Here is a 23,178-nt window from a genome sequence, read left to right on the forward strand (position 1 = left end):
AGGACCTGGCCGGCCCGGGGGTCACTCGTTCGCCGCGGCCGTGGCCTGGGTCTCGCCGCGGCGGTGGATCTGCTGGAACGTGAACTCGGCGAGGTCGTCACCGGTGGTGAAGACCTGTGTGTCCTTCGTCGTCACGTCCTCGCCGTCGGTGAAGCCGGCGATGGTGAAGTAGGCGTAGCGGCCGTAGGAGTTGGTCGTCGAGCGGCAGACGGCGCCGTTGCAGAACGACTTCACGTCGCCGCCGGTGAGGGCCTTGACGAAGCTCTTGTTGTCGGCCTGCTCCTTGGCCGCGAGGGCCTGGGCCTCGGTGTCGAAGACGGCCACGCCGACCGTCACCGCGACGCCGTCCTTGACGTAGGTGACGCGCAGCAGGCGGGTGCAGTCGTTGGCGGTCAGGACCTTGGGCAGGGTGCCCTGGACACCGGTGGCGCAGTCCGTGGTGTCCGCCTTGGTCGCCTTCTGGTAGACGTTCGAGCCCATCGTCAGCTGCCTGCCCGGGAAGAGCAGGTCGGGGCCGAGGGGCGCGGTGTCCTTGGCCTTGCTGGAGATGAAGTCCTTCGGGTCCAGCGGTGGGGGCGCGCTGGTCGGGGCGAAGGACACGGTGGAGGACGCGCTCGGCAGATCGGCGGTCGCGGGCAGGGAGGAAGTGGGCCGGTTCGCCTCGTCCTCCCCGTTGGCCGACACCACGGCCATGGCCACGGCGGTGCCGATCGCGAGCGTCGCGAGCGCGCCCCCGCCTATGAAGAGCAGCCGGCGGCGCTTGTTGCGGGACTCGGACGCCTCGGCGAGCGCGGCCCAGTCAGGGCTCGCGTCGGCGGCGCCGCTGCTCCACGGCTGCTGGGAGTTCGGTTTCCACGGATCCCACTGGGACTGAGGTCCCCCCTGCCCATAGCTCATGCGCCGCATCTTAGACGCGGCCGGAGGGGTGCTGTTCCGCCCCAACGGAGGCCGGAGCGCCTAGCGTTCCGGGAATGAGTACGGGCAAACACGACATCTCCGGGTGGTTGGTGCGGCGTTCTCCCTGGCCGCTGTGGTGGGGGCTCGCGACGGTCCTGGGCGCGACGGTGGCACATGTGGCGCGGACCACCCTCGACGGCGGCATGGACAACGCGATCGTCGTCCGGGCGGCACGGGCCTGGCTGGCGGGCCGGTCCCCGTACGACGACCCGCACTTCCTCTATCTGCCGGGCGCGGTGCTCGCCGCCGTCCCGCAGGCGCTGCTGCCGCAGGCCGTGCTGCGGGTGCTGGTGCCGCTGGCGGTGGCCGTGTGTCTGACGGCCGGCTGGGCGTGTGCGCTGCGGCTGCACCGGGTGCCGTGGGACAGCCGGCTCGCGGTCCTGGGCCTGACCGGGCTGTCGGCCGGGTTCGCGCCGTTCGGGCACCTGGTCCGGCTGGGCAACTGGACGGTCACCGCGGTCCTGGCGCTGCCGGTGGCGTTGCTGCTGGTGAGCCGGGGGAGGTGGGTGGCGGCGGGCGCGGTGCTCGGCGCGGCCCTCGCGCTGAAGCCGCTGCTGGCCCCGCTGGCGCTGCTGTTCGTCTTCGCCCGCCGCTGGCGGGCCCTGGCCCTCCTGGCCGGGGTGCCGGCGCTGGTGTCCGCCGCGTCCGCCCTGTTCCTGCCCGACCCGGCGGGCTTCCTCACCCGCACCCTGCCCTTCCTGCTGCACGGCCAGGACGCCTTCGTACGGCTCTACGAGGCCTCCCCGGCCGCGGTGCTGCCCCGGCTGGGCGTGCCGCAGCCCGTGGCCCGGACGCTGGCGCTGGCGGCCTGCGCCGCCGGAGTGGCCTGCGCCCACCGGCGCTGGCGCCGCGCGGACCCCGGCCCGCTGCGGCTCGCCGAGACGGCCGCCGGGCTGATGCTGTCGGCGTTCCTGGTCTCCCGGCCGTCGTACGACCACTACCTGCTGGTCGTGGTGCCGCTGCTGCTGGCCGGGCTGCCCCATCCGGGCTCGGTGGCCCGGGGCCCGTGGTTCTGGCTGGCCCTGGTCCCGCAGATCCCCGGCCTGACCTGGCCGTATCTGGAGTCGGTACGGCGGCGTGCGTTCAAGGACGCGGTGACGTTGTGCACGTTGGTGTTCGCCGTGAGTTGTCAGCCTGTCCGGGGGCGGCGGTCCCCAGCGGCGGTCACACCTACACTGGGTGAGAAGGGCAGCGGACCTCGGCGACGGGCGAGCTCGTTTTGACCCGGCCACCGCGCCGCAGGTATCCTGCATCTTCGTTGTGTATTGGCTTGCTCATTCTCACGGGACGGGCCCTTACACCGGTCCACCGGGCCGATGACCAGCGACCTGCACGCGGTATGCGTCACCGCAGTGTGGTCAGGGCTGTCGTGATCGCTTCGGTGACCTTGTCAGGACCACTCACTCGAAGCGAAGGCTACGAACCGTGCGTACGTACAGCCCCAAGCCCGGCGATGTGACGCGCCAGTGGCACGTCATCGACGCTCAGGACGTTGTCCTGGGCCGTCTCGCCACCACCGCCGCCACCCTGCTGCGCGGCAAGCACAAGCCGATCTACGCGCCGCACGTCGACGCTGGTGACTTCGTCATCATCATCAACGCCGACAAGGTGCACCTGTCCGGCAACAAGCGGACCCAGAAGATGGCCTACCGCCACTCCGGCTACCCGGGTGGTCTGCGCTCCGTCCGCTACGACGAGCTGCTGGACAAGAACCCGGAGAAGGCCATCGAGAAGGCCGTCAAGGGCATGCTCCCGAAGAACACGCTGGGCCGTCAGATGCTCTCGAAGCTGAAGGTCTACAAGGGTGACCAGCACCCGCACGGCGCGCAGCAGCCGCAGCCGTTCGAGATCACCCAGGTCGCGCAGTAAGTCCGGCCACACCACCCCAAGCTGAAGAGAATCTGAGGTATCACCGTGGCTGAGACCACTGCCGAGCAGCCGCTCGAAGAGCTTGACATCGACAGCTACACCACCGAGTCCGAGGTGCCCGTCGAGGGCGAGTACACCTCGGAGTCCCTGGCCTCCCGCTTCGGCGAGCCGCAGCCGGCCGCCGGCCTGGGCCGTCGCAAGAACGCCATCGCCCGCGTCCGGATCGTCCCGGGCACCGGCAAGTGGAAGATCAACGGCCGCACCCTCGAGGACTACTTCCCGAACAAGGTGCACCAGCAGGAAGTCAACGAGCCGTTCAAGGTCCTCGAGCTCGAGGGCCGTTACGACGTCGTCGCCCGCATCGCCGGTGGCGGTGTCTCCGGTCAGGCCGGTGCGCTCCGTCTCGGTGTCGCCCGCGCGCTGAACGAGGCGGACGTCGACAACAACCGCGGCCCGCTGAAGAAGGCCGGCTTCCTCAAGCGCGACGACCGTGCGGTCGAGCGCAAGAAGGCCGGTCTCAAGAAGGCCCGCAAGGCTCCGCAGTACAGCAAGCGTTAAGCTTCGCTGCCTGCTCGTACGTATCACGGGCCGGTTCGGCCCGCTCCTACGTACCCCGAACGCCCCGGCGGCACGCCACAGTGCCGTCGGGGCGTTCGTTTTCTCGCAGCTGTGGGCGTATAACGGCACAAGGTGCTCAAAGGCTTGTGTGATCGGATGTTCAGGGCATGCAATGCCTGGGTGCGGGGGCCGCGCCGATCAGCCGGACACCCGCACGGCTACCGAAAATGACGCTTCCTCAGGAGGACAAGTGGGACGACTCTTCGGCACGGACGGCGTGCGCGGTGTGGCCAACGCGGATCTCACGGCCGAGATGGCGCTCGGTCTGTCCGTCGCTGCGGCGCACGTGCTGGCCGAGGCGGGCTCCTTCGAGGGCCACCGCCCGGTAGCGGTGGTCGGACGGGACCCGCGTGCGTCCGGGGAGTTCCTGGAGGCGGCCGTGGTGGCCGGCCTGGCCAGTGCCGGTGTGGACGTGCTGCGGGTCGGGGTGCTGCCCACCCCGGCCGTCGCCTACCTGACGGGCGTGCTCGGCGCCGACCTCGGCGTGATGCTCTCCGCGAGCCACAACGCCATGCCCGACAACGGCATCAAGTTCTTCGCCCGCGGTGGCCACAAACTCGCCGACGAACTCGAGGGCCGGATCGAGTCCGTCTACGAGGAGCACCGGCGCGGCGAGCCGTGGGAGCGGCCGACGGGCTCGGGTGTCGGCCGCGTCCGGGACTACGACGAAGGGTTCGACCGGTACGTCGCCCACCTCATCGCCGTCCTGCCGCACCGGCTCGACGGGCTGAAGGTCGTCCTCGACGAGGCGCACGGTGCCGCCGCCCGGGTCTCGCCCGAGGCGTTCACCCGGGCCGGGGCGGAGATCGTCACCATCGGCGCGTCGCCGGACGGGCTCAACATCAACGACGGGTGCGGCTCCACGCACCTGGACAAGCTCAAGGCCGCCGTCGTCGAACACGGGGCCCACCTCGGCATCGCCCACGACGGGGACGCCGACCGGTGCCTCGCCGTGGACCACACCGGCGAGGAGGTGGACGGGGACCAGATCCTCTCCGTGCTCGCGCTCGCCATGCGGGAGCACGGGACGCTGCGCGAGGACACCGTCGTCGCGACAGTGATGTCCAACCTCGGCTTCAAGCTGGCCATGGAGCGCGAGGGCATCCGGCTCGTCCAGGCCGCCGTCGGCGACCGGTACGTGCTGGAGGAGATGAAGCAGCACGGGTACGCGCTCGGCGGCGAGCAGTCCGGACATGTGATCATCCTCGACCACGCGACGACCGGCGACGGCACGCTGACCGGGCTCATGCTCGCGGCGCGGGTCGCCGAGAGCGGCAGAACGCTGCGGGACCTGGCGTCCGTGATGGAGCGGCTGCCGCAGGTGCTGGTCAACGTTCCCGACGTGGACAAGTCCCGGGTGTCCTCCTCCGCCGAGCTCGCCACCGCCGTCGGGGAGGCCGAGCGGGAGCTGGGCTCCACCGGGCGGGTGCTGCTCCGGCCGTCCGGGACCGAGCCGCTGGTGCGGGTGATGGTCGAGGCGGCCGACATCGACCAGGCGCGGTCCGTGGCCGGGCGGCTGGCCGACGCGGTGAAGTCGGCGCTGGGCTGAGCGGCACGGGCGGGGATCTGCGCGATGCGCGATGCGGGCGCGATGCATGCGCGATGCGCGATGCGGGCGCGATGCGCGATGTGTGTGTGATGCGGGCGCGTCGTGGCCGGTCGCGCAGTTCCCCGCGCCCCGACGGACCCTAGGTCGGCTGTCGTGACCTGCGTTGTGACCAGAACCACTTCTGGGCCAGCAACGTCAAGGTGCCCGCCAGGATGATGCCCAGCAGATTCAGCAGGAGCTGTTCCGAGGAGCGCAGGGTCTGGGTGGTGTCGCCGTAGACCAGGGCCACGGCCGCGTTCGCGGCGGCCGGGACCGTGGTCACCGAGATGGCGACACCCACCAGGGCGCCGGACTTCGCGGACGTGAGCGAGAGGGTGCCGGCGGCGCCGGCCAGGAGCGCCACGACGAAGGAGAACCAGTCCGGGGCGTAGATGAAGCCGGTGTTCGGACGGTCGGCCTCCAGCTGGTCCTCGGTGAACAGGCCCACGGCGTCCATGAACAGGCTGAAGCCCGCCGTCACCGCCATCGCCACCGCGAACCCCACCAGCAGGGCGGTCAGTGAGCGCAGTGCCAGGCGCGGGGCACGCTGCACCGTCGCCGTGCAGATGCCGGCCAGCGGGCCGAACTCCGGTCCCACCGCCATCGCGCCCACGATGAGGATCGCGTTGTCGAGCACCACACCGCAGGCCGCGATCATCGTGGCGAGCGTGATGAAGGCGAGGTAGGTGACGGAGAGCGTCGACTCCTCGTGGGTCGCGTCGCTCAGGTGCTCCCACAGGACCGCGTCCGCGCCCTCGCCCGGAGCTTCCTCCTCGGCCTCGTCGGCCCGCCGGGACAGCGACAGGTCGATGTTCTCCACGGCGATCGAGCCGCTCCCCTCGAGGCCCAACTCCTGCAGGCCTGTGAGGAGTTCGTCGCCCGCCTCGCGCGCCACGTCGCACAGGACGACGTCGCCCGGCGGGGTGCGGGCGGCACCGGGCAGCACCACCAGATGGGTGGTGCCCACCGTGCTCTCGACCAGGCGGACCACGTCCTCGGTCCGTTCGGCCGGTGTGATCAGGCGCAGATGCAGCATGCCGCCCTTTATCCCACAGCCCCTACGGCTTGCTGTCCCACGGCCCCTGCAGCTTGTTGGCCCACAGCCCCTACAGCGTGCTGTCCCACGGCCTCTACAGCTTGCGGAGACCGAGCCGCTGCACCTTGTGGTCCGGGCCCTTGCGGACGACGAGGGTGGCGCGGCCGCGGGTGGGGGCGATGTTCTCCACCAGGTTGGGCTTGTTGATGGTGCGCCACATCGTGCGGGCGTAGTCGAGGGCCTCCTCCTCGGAGACCTGGGTGTACTTGCGGAAGTAGGAGGACGGGTTCTGGAAGGCCGTCTCGCGCAGCTTGCGGAAGCGGCTGAGGTACCAGCGCTCGATGTCCTCGGTGCGGGCGTCGACGTACACGCTGAAGTCGAAGTAGTCGGCGAGGCCGACGCGGGTGCGGCCGTCCTGGCCCGGGAGGGCGGGCTGGAGGACGTTCAGGCCCTCCACGATCAGGATGTCCGGGCGGCGGACGGTGAGCTTCTGGTCCGGGACGATGTCGTAGATCAGGTGGGAGTAGACGGGGGCCGTGACCTCGTCCTTGCCGGCCTTGATGTCGGCCACGAAGCGGGTCAGGGCGCGGCGGTCGTAGGACTCGGGGAAACCTTTCCTCGACATCAGGCCGCGGGCCTCCAGCTCCTTGGTGGGCAGCAGGAAGCCGTCGGTGGTGACCAGCTCCACCCGGGGGTGCTCCGGCCAGCGGGAGAGGAGGGCCTGGAGGAGGCGGGCGACCGTCGACTTGCCCACCGCGACCGAGCCGGCGACCCCTATGACGAACGGCGTGCCCGCCTGGGAGCCCTGTTCCCCCAGGAAGGTGTTGAGGGCGCCGCGCAGACCGTCGGTGGCGCCGACGTAGAGGTTGAGGAGACGGGACAGCGGGAGGTAGATGTCCCGTACCTCCTCCAGGTCGATGACGTCGCCGAGGCCGCGCAGTCGCTCGACCTCGTCGGCGGTCAGCGGCAACGGCGTCTTGTCGCGCAGCGCGCTCCACTCGCAGCGGGTGAGGTCGACGTAGGGAGTCGCCTCCGGCCTGTGCCGGTGGGCGCTCCGGGGCATCGGGGAGACCGGAGAGATCACAGTCCATTGTTAACGGAGTCTGAACGGGATGGCGGGTGGGGTCCGTCACGCCGCCGGGCGGCCACGGCGCGCTCAGGGCCGATCGCAGCGGTTCGGGGTGTCGTACGGGCGCGGGAATTTCCGGAATCGGGCACGCGAAGGGCTTTTCCGGGCGGGGATCGGTCGTAGGCTGCCGCGCATGTGCGGAATCGTGGGATACGTGGGGTCGCAGTCGGCGCTCGATGTCGTGACCGCCGGACTGAAACGGCTGGAGTACCGGGGGTACGACTCGGCGGGGGTCGCCGTGCCGGCCGACGGGGGGCTCGCCGCCGCCAAGCGGGCGGGCAAGCTCGTCAACCTGGAGAAGGAGCTCAAGGAGCGGCCGCTGCCGGCCGGGTCGACGGGGATCGGGCACACCCGGTGGGCGACGCACGGCGCGCCGACCGACGCCAACGCCCACCCCCATCTCGACAACGCCGGGCGCGTCGCCGTCGTGCACAACGGGATCATCGAGAACTTCGCGGTGCTGCGGGCCGAACTGGCCGAGCGCGGGCACGAGCTGGTCTCCGAGACCGACACCGAGGTCGTGGCCCATCTGCTCGCCGAGGAGTTCTCCGCCACGGCCGACCTCGCGGAGGCCATGCGGCTGGTGTGCCGGCGGCTCGAAGGGGCGTTCACGCTGGTCGCGGTGCACGCCGACGAGCCGGACGTGGTCGTGGGGGCGCGGCGGAACTCGCCGCTCGTGGTGGGCGTCGGCGAAGGCGAGGCCTTCCTCGCCTCGGACGTCGCCGCGTTCATCGACCACACCCGGTCGGCGATCGAGCTGGGCCAGGACCAGGTGGTGGAACTGCGCCGGGACGGGGTGACGGTGACCGGCTTCGACGGCCGGCCGGCCGATGTGCGCTCGTACCACATCGACTGGGACGCGTCGGCCGCGGAGAAGGGCGGCTACGACTACTTCATGCTCAAGGAGATCGCCGAGCAGCCCAAGGCGGTCGCCGACACGCTGCTGGGGCGCATCGACGCCTCCGGCGCGCTGACCCTCGACGAGCTGCGCATCCCCGCGGCCGAGCTGCGCCAGACGGACAAGGTCGTCATCGTCGCGTGCGGTACGGCCTTCCACGCGGGGATGATCGCCAAGTACGCCATCGAGCACTGGACGCGGATCCCGTGCGAGGTGGAGCTGGCCAGCGAGTTCCGCTACCGGGATCCCATCCTGGGCCCCCGGTCGCTGGTCGTCGCCATCTCGCAGTCCGGCGAGACCATGGACACGCTGATGGCGCTGCGGCACGCCCGCGAGCAGGGCTCCAAGGTGCTGGCGATCTGCAACTCCAACGGGTCGACGATCCCGCGCGAGTCGGACGCGGTGCTGTACACGCACGCCGGTCCGGAGGTGGCGGTCGCCTCGACGAAGGCCTTCCTGACGCAGCTGGTGGCCTGCTACCTGGTGGCGCTGTACCTGGGCCAGGTGCGGGGCACCCAGTGGGCGGACGAGATCCGGGCCGTCGTCCGCGACCTCGCGCGGATCCCCGGTGACGTCGAGCGGGTGCTGGAGACCATGGAGCCGGTGCGGGAGCTGGCGCGGTCGCTCGCCGCGAAGAACACCGTGCTCTTCCTCGGACGGCACGTGGGGTATCCGGTGGCGCTGGAGGGCGCGCTCAAGCTGAAGGAGCTGGCGTACATGCACGCCGAGGGCTTCGCGGCGGGCGAGCTGAAGCACGGGCCGATCGCGCTGATCGAGGAGGACCTGCCGGTCGTCGTGGTCGTGCCGTCGCCGCGGGGGCGGTCCGTGCTGCACGACAAGATCGTGTCCAACATCCAGGAGATCCGGGCCCGGGGCGCGCGCACGATCGTGATCGCGGAGGAGGGGGACGAGGCGGTCGTCCCTTACGCCGACCACCTCGTACGCGTCCCGGTGACGCCGACGCTGTTGCAGCCGCTGGTGGCGACGGTTCCGTTGCAGGTGTTCGCGTGCGAGCTGGCGACGGCCCGGGGGAACGAGGTGGATCAGCCGCGGAACCTGGCGAAGTCGGTCACCGTGGAGTAGGGGTGCCTTGGGAGCGGGGCTGGTGCTGGCCTGGTGCTGGCCTGGTGCTGGTGCTGGTGCTGGTGCTGGTGCTGGTGCTGGTGCTGGTGCCGGGGGCTGATGGTGGGGGCTGATGGTGGGGGTCGCGGGCGGTGTGGCGGGTGCGGGTGGGGTGTGGCTGGTCGCGCAGTTCCCCGCGCCCCTGATCGCCTGCGGCGATCCCGGGGCGGTGCTGGTCGGTTGTGGCATTGCCGGGGCGGTGCTGGGCGGTTGTGGTGGTGCCGGGGTGGTGCTGGGCGGTGGTGTTGTGGGGGCGGCCGTAGGGTGCTCGGCATGAGCATCATCGGGGTCGGCATCGACGTGGCGGAGATCGAGCGGTTCGCGGCGTCCCTGGAGCGGACGCCCGCGCTGGCGCAACGACTGTTCATCGACAGCGAGTTGCTGCTGCCGAGCGGGGAGCGCAGGGGAGTCGCCTCGCTGGCGGCGCGGTTCGCGGCGAAGGAGGCGGTGGCCAAGGCGCTGGGGGCACCGGCGGGACTGCTGTGGACCGACGCGGAGGTGTACGTGGAGGACAGCGGGCAGCCGCGGCTGCGGGTGCGGGGGAGCGTCGCGGCGCGCGCCGCGGAACTGGGCGTACGGTCCTGGCACGTGTCGCTCAGCCATGACGCGGGGATCGCCTCGGCGGTGGTGGTGGCGGAGGGGTAGGGGTGTGCGGCGTGGCAAGTGTGCGGGGAGTGGCAAGTGTGCGGGAGCGGCTCTGCTCGGCGAGTGGCAGGTGTGCGGCGAGTGGTAGGGCGGTAGAGGTAGGGCCATGCGTACTGCCTACTGCGTGGACACGGTCAGGACCGCCGAACGGGAGCTGATGGCCCGTCTGCCGGAGGGCGCGCTGATGCAGCGGGCCGCCGCCGGACTCGCCGCCGCCTGTGCGGAGTTGCTGGGGCGGGTGTACGGCAGCCGGGTCGTGCTGCTCGTCGGCAGCGGGGACAACGGCGGCGACGCCCTGTACGCGGGTGCCCGGCTGGCCCGGCGCGGCGCCGGGGTGAGCGCCGTGCTGCTCGCGCCGGAGCGGACCCACCCCGGAGGGCTGGCGGCCCTGCTGCGGGCGGGCGGCCGGACGGTCCCGGCGAGCGCCGCCGCGGGCCTGCTGCGCCGCGCCGACCTGGTGGTCGACGGCATCGTCGGGATCGGCGGGCGGGGCGGCCTGCGGGAGGACGCGGCTCCGCTCGCCGCGCTGGCCGCCGGGTCGGGGGCCGCCGTCGTCGCCGTCGACCTGCCGAGCGGGGTGGAGGCGGACACCGGGGAGGTGCGGGGCGCCGCCGTCCGGGCCGACCTCACCGTCACCTTCGGCACGCACAAGCCGGGCCTGCTGATCGATCCGGCGCGGGAGTACGCCGGGTCCGTGCGGCTCGTCGGCATCGGACTGGAACTGCCCGCCGAGCCCGAGCTGGAGGCGTTGCAGCACGCGGACGTGGCGGCGCTGCTGCCGGTGCCGGGTGCCGAGAGCGACAAGTACCGGCGGGGTGTGGTCGGTGTCGCCGCCGGGTCGGCCCGCTACCCGGGGGCCGCCGTGCTGGCCGTGGCCGGCGCGCTGCGCGGCGGGGCGGGGGCCGTGCGGTACGTCGGGCCGGCCGCGGAGGCCGTCATCGCCCGCTTCCCGGAGACGCTCGTCTCCGACCAGGGGCCCGCGCACGCCGGGCGGGTGCAGGCGTGGGTCGTCGGGCCGGGCGTCGGCGACGACGCCGCGACGGTGGCCGAGGTGCTGGCCGCCGACGTGCCGGTGCTGATCGACGCGGACGCGCTGCGGCTGGCGGAGCCGGGGGCGGTCCGGGGCCGTAGGGCGCCGACCCTGATGACCCCGCACGCGGGGGAGGCGGCCGCACTGCTCGGGGTGGCGCGGGAGGGCGTCGAGGCGGGGCGGCTGGCCGCCGTGCGTGAACTGGCGGGGCGCTACCGGGCGACGGTGCTGCTGAAGGGCTCGACGACGCTGGTCGCGGACCCGGGGCGGAGACCCGTACGGGTGAACCCGACCGGGACGTCCTGGCTGGCCACGGCCGGCAGCGGCGACGTGCTGTCGGGGCTGGCGGGGTCGCTGCTGGCGGCGGGGCTGTCGGCGTCGGACGCGGGGAGCGCGGGCGCGTATCTGCACGGGCTGGCGGGGCGGTTGGCGGCCCGCGGGGCACCGGTGGGCGCACACGACGTGGCCGAGGCCGTGGCACGGGCCTGGAGGGAGGTGACGCGGGGGTGAGGGCCCGTACCGGAGGGCGTCGGTGTCGGGGTGGGGGTTTTCCCGGGTGTGCTCGGTCGGGGGCGCGGAGGGTGAGGGGCTGCGGGATGGGTTCGGAGGGACGAGGGACGTGACATGGGGAGAGGGGCCTGGCGGGTGGGTGTCGGTGATGTGGGCTGGGGTGGTGCCTGCTCTGGTGTGCACGCGGCTGACGGTTCGCTGGAGAGGGTTGCGCGGGCGCGCCGGAGAGGGGGCGTAGGGGGCACGTGCCGGGAGGCGGGGCGTGCTTTGCGGCGGGCGGCGACGGGCGGAGGGGCGTGCCGAGAGGGCACTGTGGGCTCCAAGACGGGCGGTGCGGGCCTGAGGGGCGTGCACGGAGGCGGGCGGCCTGGGTGGGCGCCCCTGGAGGGGCGTCGTATCGCCAGGGCGCGTACGTGTGGGCCGTGGGCCCGGCTCTTAGGGGCTTTCCGGGCGCTCTGAGACACTGGGCGCGATGAGTGAGACTGCACAGCCGACCCCCGCCCCGCCGCGCGCCCGCGCCGAGATCGACTTGGCCGCGCTGCGGGCCAACGTGCGGACCCTGCGCGCCAAGGCGCCGGGGGCGGCGTTCATGGCCGTGGTGAAGGCCGACGGGTACGGCCACGGCGCGGTGCCGTGCGCCCGGGCCGCCGTGGAGGCGGGGGCCACCTGGATCGGCACCGCCACGCCCGAGGAGGCGCTCGCGCTGCGCGCGGAGGCCGGGCTGCCGGCCGGTGTGCGGGTCATGTGCTGGCTGTGGACGCCGGGCGGGCCCTGGCGGGAGGCGATCGAGGCCGGCCTCGACGTGTCCGTGAGCGGCCTGTGGGCGCTGCGCGAGGCCGTCGAGGCGGCCCGGCTCGCCGGGCGGACCGCCCGGGTGCAGCTCAAGGCCGACACCGGGCTGGGGCGCAACGGATGCCAGCCCGCCGACTGGCCCGACCTGGTCGCCGAGGCATTGCGCGCGGAGGGCGACGGACTCGTCCGGGTCACCGGCCTGTGGTCCCACTTCGCCTGTGCCGACGAACCCGGCCACCCCTCCAACGCGGCCCAGCTCTCCCGCTTCCGCGAGATGGTGGCGTACGCCGAGGGGCAGGGCGTACGGCCCGAGGTGCGGCACATCGCCAACTCCCCGGCCACGCTCACCCTCCCCGCGGCCCACTTCGACCTCGTCCGCCCGGGCGTCGCCATGTACGGCCTCTCGCCCAGCCCCGAGGTCGGCTCGGCCGCCGATCTCGGCCTGCGGCCGGTGATGACCCTCACGGCCTCCCTGGCCCTGGTGAAGCACGTCCCCGGCGGGCACGGCGTCAGCTACGGCCACCACTACACGACCCCGGGCGAGACCACCCTCGGTCTGGTTCCCCTCGGATACGCCGACGGCGTCCCCCGGCACGCGTCCGGCACCGGCCCGGTGCTCGTCGGCGGCAAGTGGCGTACGGCCGCGGGGCGGATCGCGATGGACCAGTTCGTCGTCGACCTCGGCGGGGACGACCCCGGGCCGGGCGCCGAGGCGGTGCTGTTCGGACCCGGTGACCGCGGCGAGCCCACCGCGGAGGACTGGGCGCAGGCCGCGGGGACCATCGGGTACGAGATCGTCACGCGCATCGGAACGAGGGTTCCCCGCGTCTACGTGAACGGGGACCGGGACGGGTAGTCGCCCCAGCGGGGGGACCTTCGGGGCGGCGACGTCCGCGGCTGGTTCACTCATGTCCCGCACGCATGCCGCACGCATGCCGCACGCATGTCGCGGGCATGCCGAGCGCATCGTGGGCGACCGCAGTCACAACAGCAACAGCAACAGCAGCAACACCGCAACAGCAGCAACAACAGCAACACCGCAACAGCAGCAACACCTGGCGTCGGCCGAGGAGGAGCGGTACGTGAGCGAGAGCAGTGCGGAGGCGGTGGCGAGCGCCGCCTCGGCGGCCGTCGCCGCCTCCGCCTCGGGGGCGGCCGGGAGCTGGCGCCGGGCGACCGGCGTCGCCGGCGCCGCGATAGGCGTGATCGCCGCGGGCGCCGCGGCCGGCGTCGCCCTGGAGCGGATGACCGTGGGCCGGGGCATGCGGGCCAAGGCACGGCTCGCCCTCGACGCGGCGGGGCCGTACGGCGCCCTGCGCGGCACCCCCGGCAAGGCCTTCGCCGACGACGGCACCGAGCTGTACTACGAGGTCGACGACGTCGAGCCGCAGGGCGGACCGGCGAACCGGCGGCGCCGGCTCTTCGGCCGCAAGGCCCCCCTCCCCGTCACCGTCGTCTTCAGCCACGGCTACTGCCTCACCCAGGACTCCTGGCACTTCCAGCGCGCCGCCCTGCGGGGCGTCGTCCGGACCGTGCACTGGGACCAGCGCAGCCACGGACGCTCCGCGCGCGGGGCGGCCCAGCTCCACGACGGGGTGCCGGTCACCATCGACCAGCTGGGACGCGACCTGAAGGCCGTCGTCGACGCGGCCGCGCCGGAGGGCCCGATCGTGCTCGTCGGGCACTCCATGGGCGGCATGACGGTGATGGCGCTGGCCGCGCAGTACCCCGAGCTAATCCGTGAACGGGTCGTCGCCACCGCCTTCGTCGGTACGTCCTCCGGGCGGCTCGGCGAGGTCAACTTCGGACTGCCGGTCGCGGGCGTCAACGCCGTACGGCGGGTCCTGCCCGGTGTGCTGAAGCTGCTGGGGCAGCGGGCCGAGCTGGTGGAGAAGGGGCGGCGGGCCACCGCCGACCTGTTCGCCGGGGTCATCAAGCGGTACTCGTTCGCGTCCCGGGACGTCGACCCGGCCGTCGCCCGGTTCGCCGAGCGGATGATCGAGGGCACGCCGATCGACGTGGTCGCCGAGTTCTACCCGGCCTTCACCGACCACGACAAGACCGAGGCGCTCGCCTGCTTCACGGACATGCCGGTGCTGGTGCTGGCCGGCATCGGCGACCTCGTCACGCCCAGCGAGCACAGCGAGGCCATCGCCGACCTGCTGCCGGACGCCGAGCTGGTGCTCGTCCCGGATGCCGGGCACCTGGTGATGCTGGAACACCCGGAAGCGGTCACCGACCGCCTCGCCGACCTGCTCACCCGCGCGGGCGCCGTGCCCGCAGGGGCTACCGTGGGTGGCTATGGAAGCACCAGCAGCACCGCACAACCCGGCTGAGACCGAGCTGATCGTCAACTCTCCCGAGCAGATGCGCGAGTTGGGCCGCCGCCTGGCCAAGCTGCTGCGCGCCGGCGACCTCGTGATGCTCAGCGGGGAGCTCGGCGCGGGCAAGACGACCCTGACGCGCGGTCTCGGCGAGGGGCTCGGCGTGCGCGGGGCGGTCACCTCCCCGACGTTCGTGATCGCCCGTGTCCACCCGTCCCTCGGGGACGGCCCGCCGCTCGTCCACGTCGACGCGTACCGCCTGGGCGGCGGGCTCGACGAGATGGAGGACCTCGACCTCGACGTGTCCCTGCCCGAGTCGGTGGTGGTCGTGGAGTGGGGCGAGGGCAAGGTCGAGGAACTGACCGACGAGCGGCTCCAGGTACGGATCCACCGGGCCGTCGGCGACACGACGGACGAGGTGCGGCAGGTGACGGTCACCGGGCTGGGGGAGCGGTGGGCCTCGGCGGACCTGAGCGTGCTGGCGGCCTGAGCGCGGCCCGGACGGATGTTCCGGGCGGATGAGGAGCGGTGTCCACGGCGGTCGAGGAGCGGTGTCCACGGCGGTCGTGGACCGCCGTTCGGCAGGGCAGGGGTGGGCCCGTCCCCGACGGGCTCGCCCCTGCCCCGTCTTTCTGGAACGCCCTGTCTTTCTGGAACGCCCTGACCTTTGGAACGTCGTGTCCATCTGGCGTTCGTATGAAGATTCCGACAAGACGTCGGCATGATGTTGCGTCCGGCGTCCCGCCCGTGGTCACATGGTATCCAGTACCTAGTTAGGTCAACCTAACCAGGCCCGCCCCGGCCCCGAGGAGGCGCCCATGCCGGCCATCGAGCCCCAGAGGTCCGACGTCCCGTCGCGCCCCTCCGCCCGCGCCGGGGTCTCCATGCGGGATCTGCTGGCGTCCTGCGCGGCGGCAGAGGCGGTGTCCCGGCCGCCGCGCGCACCCGAGTCCGAGCCCGGGACCGAGCCCGGGACCGGGCCCGGGACCGGGCCCGGGACCGGTCCCGTGCGGTCCGCCGTCGCCGAGGCGCGGGTGCGGCACCACCGGGAAGCGGCGTAACGCGTCACCCGGCCCCTCGGGCCGGGGCCCTCGCGGCCGCGGACGGGGGCGACTGCCGCCCGCCACCCGCCGTCACCGGATCACGACGATCCGCTCCCCGATCGTCGCGAACGCCCACATCGCCTCGCCGTCCGCGCGCGCCTCGCGGATCCCGCCCGTGCGCATCGCCGGGTCGGGCGCCCGCGTCGAGCCGTCCACGGCCGCGCTGAAGCCGATGACCACCCCGTCCACGGTGCTGAAGCGCACCACGTGCTCGACGGGCGTGCCGTCGGTGCCGGTGATGCCCTTCGAGCGGGAGGTGACCGGGTAGGTCCCCGGGAGCGGGTCCACCGTGCCGGGGGTGACCGGGAACGTCCGCTGGACCGTGCCGTCCTCGCCGACCAGCCACACACGGTCGTCGTCCACCGAGTACACGACCCGCTCACCCGCACCGGAGCCGGAGGGGAGCGCGGTGGGGTTGTTCTTGTCCCGGGGGGCCTTCGGCGCGGCGGCGGCCGTGTCCAGGGAGGCTCTGCCGAGGGTGCCGGGCACGTTCGCCGACGCCTGGAGGGCGAGGAACCCGACGGTGCAGACGGCCGCCGCGGTGAGCCCGGCCACGAACGTCGCGCTGCTGCCTGCCACCGGCGACCACCTCTTTTGTCGTACTTCGTCCCCAGCGGCGACGTTAGCAGCCGGGACGTCCCGCACCGGGGCGACTGGACGTCCGACACGGGCCCGAGGAGCCGTAGGCTGTTTGCGTGCTCTTGCTCGCTCTGGATACAGCCACCCCCGCCGTGACCGTCGCCCTGCACGACGGCACGGCCGTCATCGCCTCGTCGAGCCAGGTGGACGCGCGCCGGCACGGCGAGCTGCTGCTGCCGGCCGTCGACCGTCTGCTCGCCGACGCGGGACGCGCGCTCGACGCCGTCACCGGGATCGTCGTCGGGATCGGACCCGGCCCGTACACCGGGCTGCGCGTCGGTCTGATGACCGCCGACACCTTCGGCCTCGCGCTCGGCGTCCCCGTGCACGGTGTGTGCACCCTCGACGGCCTCGCCTACGCCGCCGACCTGGACGGCCCCTTCGTCGTGGCCACCGACGCCCGCCGCAAGGAGGTCTACTGGGCGCGCTACGCCGACTCCCGCACGCGGGTCACGGAGCCGGCCGTCGGCCGTCCGGCCGACATCGCCGACCGGGTGGCCGGGCTGCCCGCCGTCGGCGCGGGCGCGCTGCTCTACCCCGACACCTTCCCCCAGGCGCACGAGCCGGAGCACGTCTCCGCCGCGGCCCTCGCCGCGCTGGCCGCCGAGCGGCTCGCCGCCGGTGAGGAACTCCCGGCGCCGCGCCCGCTGTACCTGCGCCGCCCGGACGCGCAGGTCCCCAAGAACTACAAGGTGGTCACCCCCAAGTGACCGAGTCCGACGTTCCCGAGCCCGACGCCCCCCGGCCCGGCCCGGCCGGTGAACCGGGCGGCGAGTCCGGCGCCCCCCAGTCCGGCGCCCCCCAGTCCGGCGCCCGTCAGCCCGGCGCCGCCGAGTCGGGCACGTCCCAGCCCGGCGCCGCCGAGTCGGGCGCCCCCCGGTCCGGCCCGGCCGGTGAACCGGGCGGTACTGAGTCCGGCGCCCCGCGGTCCGGTGCCGCCGAGTCCGGCACGTCCCAGCCCGGCACCGCCGAGTCGGGCGCCCCCCGGTCCGGCCCGGCCGGTGAACCGGGCGGCACCGAGTCCGACGCCCCGCGGTCCGGCGCCGCCGATTCCGGCATGCCGCAGCCCGGTGCCGCCGAGTCGGGCACGTCCCAGCCCGGCGCCGCCGAGTCGGGCGCCCCCCGGTCCGGCCCGGCCGGTGAACCGGGCGGTACCGAGTCCGGCGCCCCGCGGTCCGGCACCGCCGAGTCCGGCATGCCGCAGCCCGGTGCCGCCGAGTCCGGCACGTCCCAGCCCGGCGTCCCCGCCCTGCGCGAGATGCGCTGGTGGGACATCGACGCCGTGCTGGAACTGGAGAAGGACCTCTTCCCCGAGGACGCCTGGTCGCGCGGCATGTTCTGGTCCGAGCTGGCGCACTCCCGAGGCCCCGAGGCGACCCGCCGCTACGTCGTGGCCGAGGCCGAGGGCCGGATCGTCGGCTACGCGGGCCTGGCCTGCTCCGGCGCCGCCTCCGACGGCGGTTCCGACGGCGGTTCCGGCGGTGACGACGGCGGTTCCGGCGCCGGCGCCGGCGCCGACGTGCAGACGATCGCCGTCGCCCGCGACCGCCAGGGCACCGGCCTCGGCGCCCGGCTCCTCACCGAACTGCTGCGCGCCGCGACCGCCTTCGAGGTCGCCGAGGTCCTGCTGGAGTGCAGGGTCGACAACGTCCGCGCCCAGCGGCTCTACGAGCGCTTCGGCTTCGAACCCATCGGCTTCCGGCGCGGCTACTACCAGCCCGGGAACGTGGACGCCCTGGTCATGCGCCTGGTCACAGCATCCGACAGCGGCTCGGCCGACGAACCGACATCAGTACAAGGAACCGAGATCAATGGCTGACGAACCCCTCGTCCTCGGCATCGAGACGTCCTGCGACGAGACCGGCGTCGGCGTCGTCCGCGGCACCACCCTGCTGGCGGACGCCATCGCCTCCAGCGTCGACGAGCACGCCCGCTTCGGCGGGGTCGTGCCGGAGGTGGCCAGCAGGGCCCACCTGGAGGCGATGGTCCCGACCATCGACCGGGCGCTGAAGGAGGCGGGCGTCTCGGCGAAGGACCTGGACGGCATCGCGGTGACGGCGGGTCCGGGGCTCGCCGGAGCCCTGCTGGTCGGCGTGTCGGCGGCGAAGGCGTACGCCTACGCGCTCGGCAAGCCGCTGTACGGCGTCAACCACCTCGCCTCCCACATCTGCGTGGACCAGCTGGAGCACGGCCCGCTGCCGGAGCCGACGATGGCGCTGCTGGTCTCCGGCGGCCACTCCTCCCTGCTGCTCTCCTCGGACATCACCTCCGACGTCCGCCCGATGGGCGCGACCATCGACGACGCGGCGGGCGAGGCCTTCGACAAGATCGCCCGCGTGTTGAACCTGGGCTTCCCGGGCGGCCCGGTCATCGACCGGTACGCGCGCGAGGGGGACCCGGCGGCGATCGCGTTCCCGCGCGGCCTGACCGGCCCGCGCGACCCGGTGTACGACTTCTCCTTCTCCGGCCTGAAGACGGCGGTCGCCCGCTGGATCGAGGCCCGGCGCGCGGCGGGGGAGGAGGTCCCGGTGCGTGACGTGGCGGCGTCCTTCCAGGAGGCGGTCGTGGACGTCCTGACCCGCAAGGCCGTACGGGCCTGCCGTGACGAGGGCGTCGACCACCTGATGATCGGCGGCGGTGTGGCCGCCAACTCCCGGCTGCGCGCCCTGGCCCAGGAGCGCTGCGAGGCGGCCGGCATCCGGCTGCGCGTGCCGCGCCCCAAGCTGTGCACGGACAACGGCGCGATGGTCGCCGCCCTCGGCGCGGAGATGGTCGCCCGCGGCCGGGCCGCGTCCGCCTGGGACCTGTCGGCGGACTCGTCCCTCCCGGTGACCGACCCGCACGTGCCCGGCCGGGACCACGGCCACGACCACGGCACCGGCCACGGTCACGACCACGTCCACGAGGTCGGCGAGACCAACCTCTACTCGTGAGGATCACGTGATGACGGTCGCGTTGATGTGGGAGGCCCGGGCGGCACAGGGCCGCGGGGCGGAGCTGCTGGCGTGGGTGCGCGGGCAGCGGCTCTCGCCCGCACCCCTGCGCCGCGAGGTCCTCCGCGCCCCGCAGGACCGGGTGCTGGTCATCACGTGGTGGGACGCGGAGTACGACGCCGACGTGCCCGAACTGCCCGAGCCGGCCGGGGAGCTGGTGAGCCGGTCGGTGCACCGCTGGCGGTTCGAGGCGGTGGAGGGGTAGGACCTCCGGCTTGGAGCGCCCCCGAAGCCCCCGGGGGCCCGGAGCATCCCCCGGCCCCCGGGGGGCCCGGAGCGCCCCCGGAGCGCCCCCGAAGCGCCTCAGGCGTGCTCCGCCTCCGCCTCCGCCTCAGGCGTGCTCCGCCTCCGCCTCCGATGTTGTCTCCACCCCCACCTCGCACCGCAGCCTCCGCCCCGCTCCGGCCTCCCGTACCGGACCGGTCAGGGTCAGACGGGCCGTGTGGCGTACGTCCGCGCTGGACGCCCCCAACCGCAGTTCCAGCGCCCCGGGTTCGACCACCCGCCGGCCCGTCCGGTCGGTGAAGGCCGACAGGTCGGTGTGGAAGCGGAAGGTCACGCGGGCCGACCCGCCGGGTTCCAGCGCGACCCGCTGGTAGCCGACGAGCCGTACGTCGGGCCGGGTCACGCTCGCCACCGGGTCGTGCAGATAGAGCTGGACGACCTCGGTGCCCGGCCGGTCGCCGGTGTTGCGGACGGTCAGGGACAGGTCGTACGAGCCGTCGGTGCCGATCTCCGCGTCCGGGGTCTCGGCGCCCTCCCACGCGAACGTCGTGTACGACCTCCCGTGCCCGAACGGGTACAGCGGCGTCGGGTCCAGGCTGCTGACCTCGTCGGCCAGACCCAGCGGCGGCTGGAGGTACGTCCACGGCTGGCCGCCCACCACGCGGGGCACGCTCACGGGCAGCCGGCCCGAGGGGTTGACGCGGCCCGACAGCACCTCCGCGACCGCCGGACCCCCCTCCTCGCCGGGGAAGAAGGCCTGGACGACGGCGCCCAGCCGGCCGTGCCAGCGGCCGAGGGCGTAGGGGCGGCCGGTGAGGAGCACCAGCACCACCGGGACGCCCGTCGCCACGAGGGCGTCCAGCAGCTCACCCTGGACGCCCGGCAGGCGCAGGTCGGCCACGTCGCAGCCCTCGCCCGAGGTGCCCCGGCCGAACAGACCCGCCCGGTCGCCCAGGACGGCCACGCACACGTCCGCCTCGGAGGCCCTCGCCACCGCCTCCCCGAAGCCCGACCGGTCCGGGTCGGAGACCGGGCAGCCCTCGGCGAACGTCACCTTGGCGTCGGGCAGCTCGGTGCGCAGGGACTCCAGCAGCGTGGGGATGTCGATGCCCAGGTCCACCTCGGGGTGGTGGGTGAGGACGTGGGAGGGGAAGGAGTAGCAGCCGAGCATCGCGAGCGCGTCCGCCGCCCGGGGGCCGACGACGGCGACACGGCTGTCCGGGGACAGCGGCAGCAGGCCGTCCGGGTTGTCCAGCAGCACCACCGACTCCTCCGCCAGCCGGCGGGCCACCGCCCGGTTGGCCGCCGAGTCGAGCCGGGCCGGCACCGGCTCGGCCGGCTCCGGCCGCCAGTCCGCGTCCAGCAGGCCCAGCTCGCACTTCTGGAGCAGGACGCGGCGGGCGGCCCGGTCGACCAGGTCCTGCGGGACCTGCCCGTCCCGTACGGCCGCCACGAGGGCCTCGCCGTAGTACTTCACCGTCGGCAGCTCCACGTCGACGCCGGCCTCCAGGGCCAGCCGGGCCGCCTCCGCGGGGGTGCCCGCCACGCGGTGCAGGGTCTGGAGGAAACCGATGCCGAAGTAGTCGGCGACCACCGTGCCGGTGAACCCCCACTCCTCGCGCAGGAGAGCGGTCAGCAGCTCCGGGTCGGCGGCGGCCGGGACGCCGTCGCGTTCCGTGTAGGCGGCCATCACCGAGCGGGCTCCGCCCTCGCGCAGCGCCATCTCGAACGGCGGCAGCGTCACGTCCGCGAACTCGCGGGTGCCCGCCCGGACGGGCGCCAGGTTGCGGGCGCCCGCCGAGGAGGCGTACCCGGCGAAGTGCTTGAGCGTGGCGACGACACCGGCCGACTCCAGGCCGCGCACATAGGCCGCACCGACCGTGCCCACCAGGTACGGGTCCTCGCCGATCGTCTCCTCGACCCGCCCCCAGCGCAGGTCCCGTACGACGTCCAGGACGGGCGCGAGGCCCTGGTGGACGCCGACGGCGCGCAGGTCGCGGCCGATCTGCCGGGCCATCTCCTCCACCAGCGGCGGGTCGAAGGCGGCGCCCCAGGCGAGCGGGACCGGGTAGGCGGTGGCCCGCCAGGCGGTGAACCCGGCCAGGCACTCCTCGTGCGCGACGGCGGGGATGCCGAAGCGGCCCGCCTCGGTGATCCTGCGCTGGGCCAGGGCCAGGGCGCGGGCGCCGACCGCCGGGTCCACGGGGGCCGTGCCGAAGGAGCGGGTGAGCTGGCCGAGCCCGCGGGTGATCAGTTCGTCCCAGTCGTCGTCGGAGGAGCCGGCGGTCATGTCGTGCTGGTGCGGGGCGACTCCGTCGCCGTCCGTCGCGGCGCCGACCCACACGCCGTACAGCTGGGCGGTCTTCTCCTCGAGGGTCATCCGGGAGAGGAGGTCGTCGACACGGGCGGCGGCGGGCAGGGCGGGGTCACGCCAGGGGGCGGTGGTCATGAAACTCCTGTCAGAGGTCGGTGAGCCACCGGTCGGGGACCGATCGTGCGAATGTTTCGATATACACTTCGAATGTTCCGGGAACCTAAGGCCCGGCGAGGGGTTCGTCAAGAGGTCGTGCGGGGATACGATCGCCGCCATGACACCCTCGGAGCCCGCGCAGACGCGGACGGAAGACCGGCCGACACGGCGTGCGGCGGGGCAGACCGCGACCCTCGCGGAGATCGCCCGGGAGGCCGGTGTCTCGGCACCGACTGTTTCGAAGGTCCTCAACGGCCGTGCCGATGTCGCGCCCGCGACCCGCGCCCGCGTCGAGGAGCTGCTGCGCGCCCACGGCTACCGGCGCCGGCGCGCCGAGGCGACCCGCTCGCCGTTGATCGACCTGGTCTTCCACGAGCTGGAGAGCGCCTGGGCGATGGAGGTCATCCGGGGGGTCGAGAACGTCGCGCGGGACGCCGGGCTGAGCGTCGTGCTGAGCGAGAGCGCGGGGCGGCTCACACCGGGGCGGACCTGGGCCGACCAGGTCGCCGCCCGCCGCCCGCACGGCGTGGTGCTCGTGCTGTCCGGGCTCGACGAGTCCCAGCGCGCGCTGCTGACCAGCCGCTCCATCCCGTTCGTGGTGATGGACCCGGCGGGCGACCCGGGGGCGGACGTGCCCTCGATCGGCGCCACCAACTGGCAGGGCGGGCTCGCCGCCACCCGGCACCTGGTCGAGCTGGGGCACCGGCGGATCGGGGCGATCAGCGGACCCGCGCAGATGATGTGCAGCCGGGCCCGGATCGACGGCTACCGCGCGGCCCTGGAGACGGCGGGGCTGCCGGTCGAGCCGGGGCTGATCATGACCGGCGACTTCCACCACGAGACCGGTTACCGGCTCGGGCGTGAGCTGCTCGCCCGCCCCGACCGGCCCACCGCCGTCTTCGCCGGCAACGACCTCCAGGCCCTCGGCTGCTACGAGGCCGCCCGTGAGCTGGGCCTGCGCATCCCCGAGGACGTCAGCGTGGTCGGCTTCGACGACCTGCCGGTGGCCCGCTGGGTGGGCCCGCCCCTGACGACCGTGCGGCAGCCGCTGACCGAGATGGCCGAGGCGGCCGCCCGGCTGGTGCTGGAGCTGGGGCGCTCGGAGGAGGCACCGGCGGCGACCCGGGTGGAGCTGGCGACCAGTCTGGTGGTGCGGACGAGCACGGCGGCGCCGCCGGTGGCCTGAAGGTGACGTATTGACGGGTGGGGAGGACGCCTCCACACTCCTCC

The 23,178-nt window shown here is 73.7% G+C and carries 21 protein-coding genes; 16 read left to right on the forward strand and 5 right to left on the reverse strand.

The window, feature by feature from the left end; translation table 11 throughout:
• Positions 1-21: 21 nt before the first annotated feature.
• Positions 22-897, reverse strand: coding sequence for a hypothetical protein (locus tag ACIP67_RS13625; RefSeq protein ID WP_401691434.1), 876 nt, complete (start codon positions 895-897; stop codon positions 22-24).
• Positions 898-971: 74 nt separating this feature from the next.
• Here ACIP67_RS13625 and ACIP67_RS13630 point away from each other — a divergent pair, with 74 nt between their 5' ends.
• From ACIP67_RS13630 to glmM, 4 genes are all read left to right on the forward strand, one after another.
• Positions 972-2,180, forward strand: a complete 1,209-nt coding sequence (locus ACIP67_RS13630; protein WP_401691436.1) for a glycosyltransferase 87 family protein — start codon at positions 972-974, stop codon at positions 2,178-2,180.
• A gap of 202 nt (positions 2,181-2,382) precedes the next feature.
• On the forward strand, positions 2,383-2,826 hold the full coding sequence (gene rplM / locus ACIP67_RS13635) for a 50S ribosomal protein L13 (protein ID WP_033308956.1): 444 nt from the start codon (positions 2,383-2,385) through the stop codon (positions 2,824-2,826).
• Between the two features lie 45 nt (positions 2,827-2,871).
• Positions 2,872-3,384: a 30S ribosomal protein S9 gene (gene rpsI, locus ACIP67_RS13640; RefSeq protein WP_019754544.1), complete on the forward strand. Its 513-nt coding sequence runs from the start codon at positions 2,872-2,874 to the stop codon at positions 3,382-3,384.
• A gap of 250 nt (positions 3,385-3,634) precedes the next feature.
• Complete coding sequence (glmM, locus tag ACIP67_RS13645; RefSeq protein WP_401691439.1) at positions 3,635-4,993, forward strand: phosphoglucosamine mutase; 1,359 nt, start codon at positions 3,635-3,637, stop codon at positions 4,991-4,993.
• 139 nt (positions 4,994-5,132) lie between these two features.
• On the opposite strand, the gene ACIP67_RS13650 is transcribed toward glmM, so the two are convergent.
• Entirely contained in the window at positions 5,133-6,068 is a 936-nt protein-coding gene (locus ACIP67_RS13650) for a DUF389 domain-containing protein (protein ID WP_401691441.1), read from the reverse strand.
• Between the two features lie 94 nt (positions 6,069-6,162).
• Positions 6,163-7,131: a type I pantothenate kinase gene (coaA, locus tag ACIP67_RS13655; protein WP_401691443.1), complete on the reverse strand. Its 969-nt coding sequence runs from the start codon at positions 7,129-7,131 to the stop codon at positions 6,163-6,165.
• Positions 7,132-7,330: 199 nt separating this feature from the next.
• Between coaA and glmS the strand changes: the two genes are divergently transcribed.
• The 7 genes from glmS to ACIP67_RS13690 all read left to right on the forward strand — a co-directional run bounded on the left by glmS (position 7,331) and on the right by ACIP67_RS13690 (position 15,579).
• Positions 7,331-9,178 carry a glutamine--fructose-6-phosphate transaminase (isomerizing) gene (gene glmS / locus ACIP67_RS13660; RefSeq protein WP_401691445.1) on the forward strand — a complete coding sequence of 616 codons (1,848 nt, stop codon included), beginning with the start codon at positions 7,331-7,333 and terminating at the stop codon, positions 9,176-9,178.
• 312 nt (positions 9,179-9,490) lie between these two features.
• On the forward strand, positions 9,491-9,862 hold the full coding sequence (locus ACIP67_RS13665) for a holo-ACP synthase (RefSeq protein WP_401691447.1): 372 nt from the start codon (positions 9,491-9,493) through the stop codon (positions 9,860-9,862).
• A gap of 106 nt (positions 9,863-9,968) precedes the next feature.
• Positions 9,969-11,402 carry an NAD(P)H-hydrate dehydratase gene (locus tag ACIP67_RS13670; protein WP_401691449.1) on the forward strand — a complete coding sequence of 478 codons (1,434 nt, stop codon included), beginning with the start codon at positions 9,969-9,971 and terminating at the stop codon, positions 11,400-11,402.
• A gap of 472 nt (positions 11,403-11,874) precedes the next feature.
• Positions 11,875-13,050, forward strand: coding sequence for an alanine racemase (gene alr, locus ACIP67_RS13675; RefSeq protein ID WP_401691451.1), 1,176 nt, complete (start codon positions 11,875-11,877; stop codon positions 13,048-13,050).
• 226 nt (positions 13,051-13,276) lie between these two features.
• Positions 13,277-14,530, forward strand: coding sequence for an alpha/beta fold hydrolase (locus ACIP67_RS13680; protein WP_401691585.1), 1,254 nt, complete (start codon positions 13,277-13,279; stop codon positions 14,528-14,530).
• Complete coding sequence (gene tsaE / locus ACIP67_RS13685; protein WP_389513344.1) at positions 14,496-15,008, forward strand: tRNA (adenosine(37)-N6)-threonylcarbamoyltransferase complex ATPase subunit type 1 TsaE; 513 nt, start codon at positions 14,496-14,498, stop codon at positions 15,006-15,008. The genes ACIP67_RS13680 and tsaE overlap by 35 nt, the downstream gene beginning before the upstream one ends.
• Before the next feature lie 328 nt (positions 15,009-15,336).
• Positions 15,337-15,579, forward strand: a complete 243-nt coding sequence (locus ACIP67_RS13690) for a hypothetical protein (protein WP_401691453.1) — start codon at positions 15,337-15,339, stop codon at positions 15,577-15,579.
• Positions 15,580-15,651: 72 nt separating this feature from the next.
• Here ACIP67_RS13690 and ACIP67_RS13695 read toward each other — a convergent pair whose 3' ends face one another.
• The gene (locus tag ACIP67_RS13695; RefSeq protein WP_401691455.1) at positions 15,652-16,200 is read right to left on the reverse strand and encodes a hypothetical protein; all 549 of its coding nucleotides are present in this window, start codon (positions 16,198-16,200) and stop codon (positions 15,652-15,654) included.
• A gap of 116 nt (positions 16,201-16,316) precedes the next feature.
• On the opposite strand from ACIP67_RS13695, the gene tsaB reads away from it, so the two are divergent.
• From tsaB to ACIP67_RS13715, 4 genes are all read left to right on the forward strand, one after another.
• Complete coding sequence (gene tsaB / locus ACIP67_RS13700; RefSeq protein WP_401691457.1) at positions 16,317-16,970, forward strand: tRNA (adenosine(37)-N6)-threonylcarbamoyltransferase complex dimerization subunit type 1 TsaB; 654 nt, start codon at positions 16,317-16,319, stop codon at positions 16,968-16,970.
• A 485-nt stretch (positions 16,971-17,455) separates the two neighbouring features.
• Positions 17,456-18,079: a GNAT family N-acetyltransferase gene (locus ACIP67_RS13705; protein WP_401691587.1), complete on the forward strand. Its 624-nt coding sequence runs from the start codon at positions 17,456-17,458 to the stop codon at positions 18,077-18,079.
• Positions 18,072-19,193, forward strand: coding sequence for a tRNA (adenosine(37)-N6)-threonylcarbamoyltransferase complex transferase subunit TsaD (gene tsaD / locus ACIP67_RS13710; protein WP_401691459.1), 1,122 nt, complete (start codon positions 18,072-18,074; stop codon positions 19,191-19,193). Before ACIP67_RS13705 ends, tsaD begins: the two co-directional genes overlap by 8 nt.
• 10 nt (positions 19,194-19,203) lie before the next feature.
• On the forward strand, positions 19,204-19,458 hold the full coding sequence (locus tag ACIP67_RS13715; RefSeq protein ID WP_401691461.1) for a hypothetical protein: 255 nt from the start codon (positions 19,204-19,206) through the stop codon (positions 19,456-19,458).
• A gap of 126 nt (positions 19,459-19,584) precedes the next feature.
• On the opposite strand, the gene ACIP67_RS13720 is transcribed toward ACIP67_RS13715, so the two are convergent.
• The gene (locus tag ACIP67_RS13720) at positions 19,585-21,927 is read right to left on the reverse strand and encodes a glycoside hydrolase family 3 N-terminal domain-containing protein (RefSeq protein ID WP_401691463.1); all 2,343 of its coding nucleotides are present in this window, start codon (positions 21,925-21,927) and stop codon (positions 19,585-19,587) included.
• 139 nt (positions 21,928-22,066) lie between these two features.
• Between ACIP67_RS13720 and ACIP67_RS13725 the strand changes: the two genes are divergently transcribed.
• The gene (locus ACIP67_RS13725) at positions 22,067-23,134 is read left to right on the forward strand and encodes a LacI family DNA-binding transcriptional regulator (RefSeq protein ID WP_401691465.1); all 1,068 of its coding nucleotides are present in this window, start codon (positions 22,067-22,069) and stop codon (positions 23,132-23,134) included.
• Positions 23,135-23,178: the final 44 nt, after the last annotated feature.

Source organism: Streptomyces sp. NPDC088812 (assembly GCF_044750285.1).
Lineage (GTDB): Bacteria > Actinomycetota > Actinomycetes > Streptomycetales > Streptomycetaceae > Streptomyces.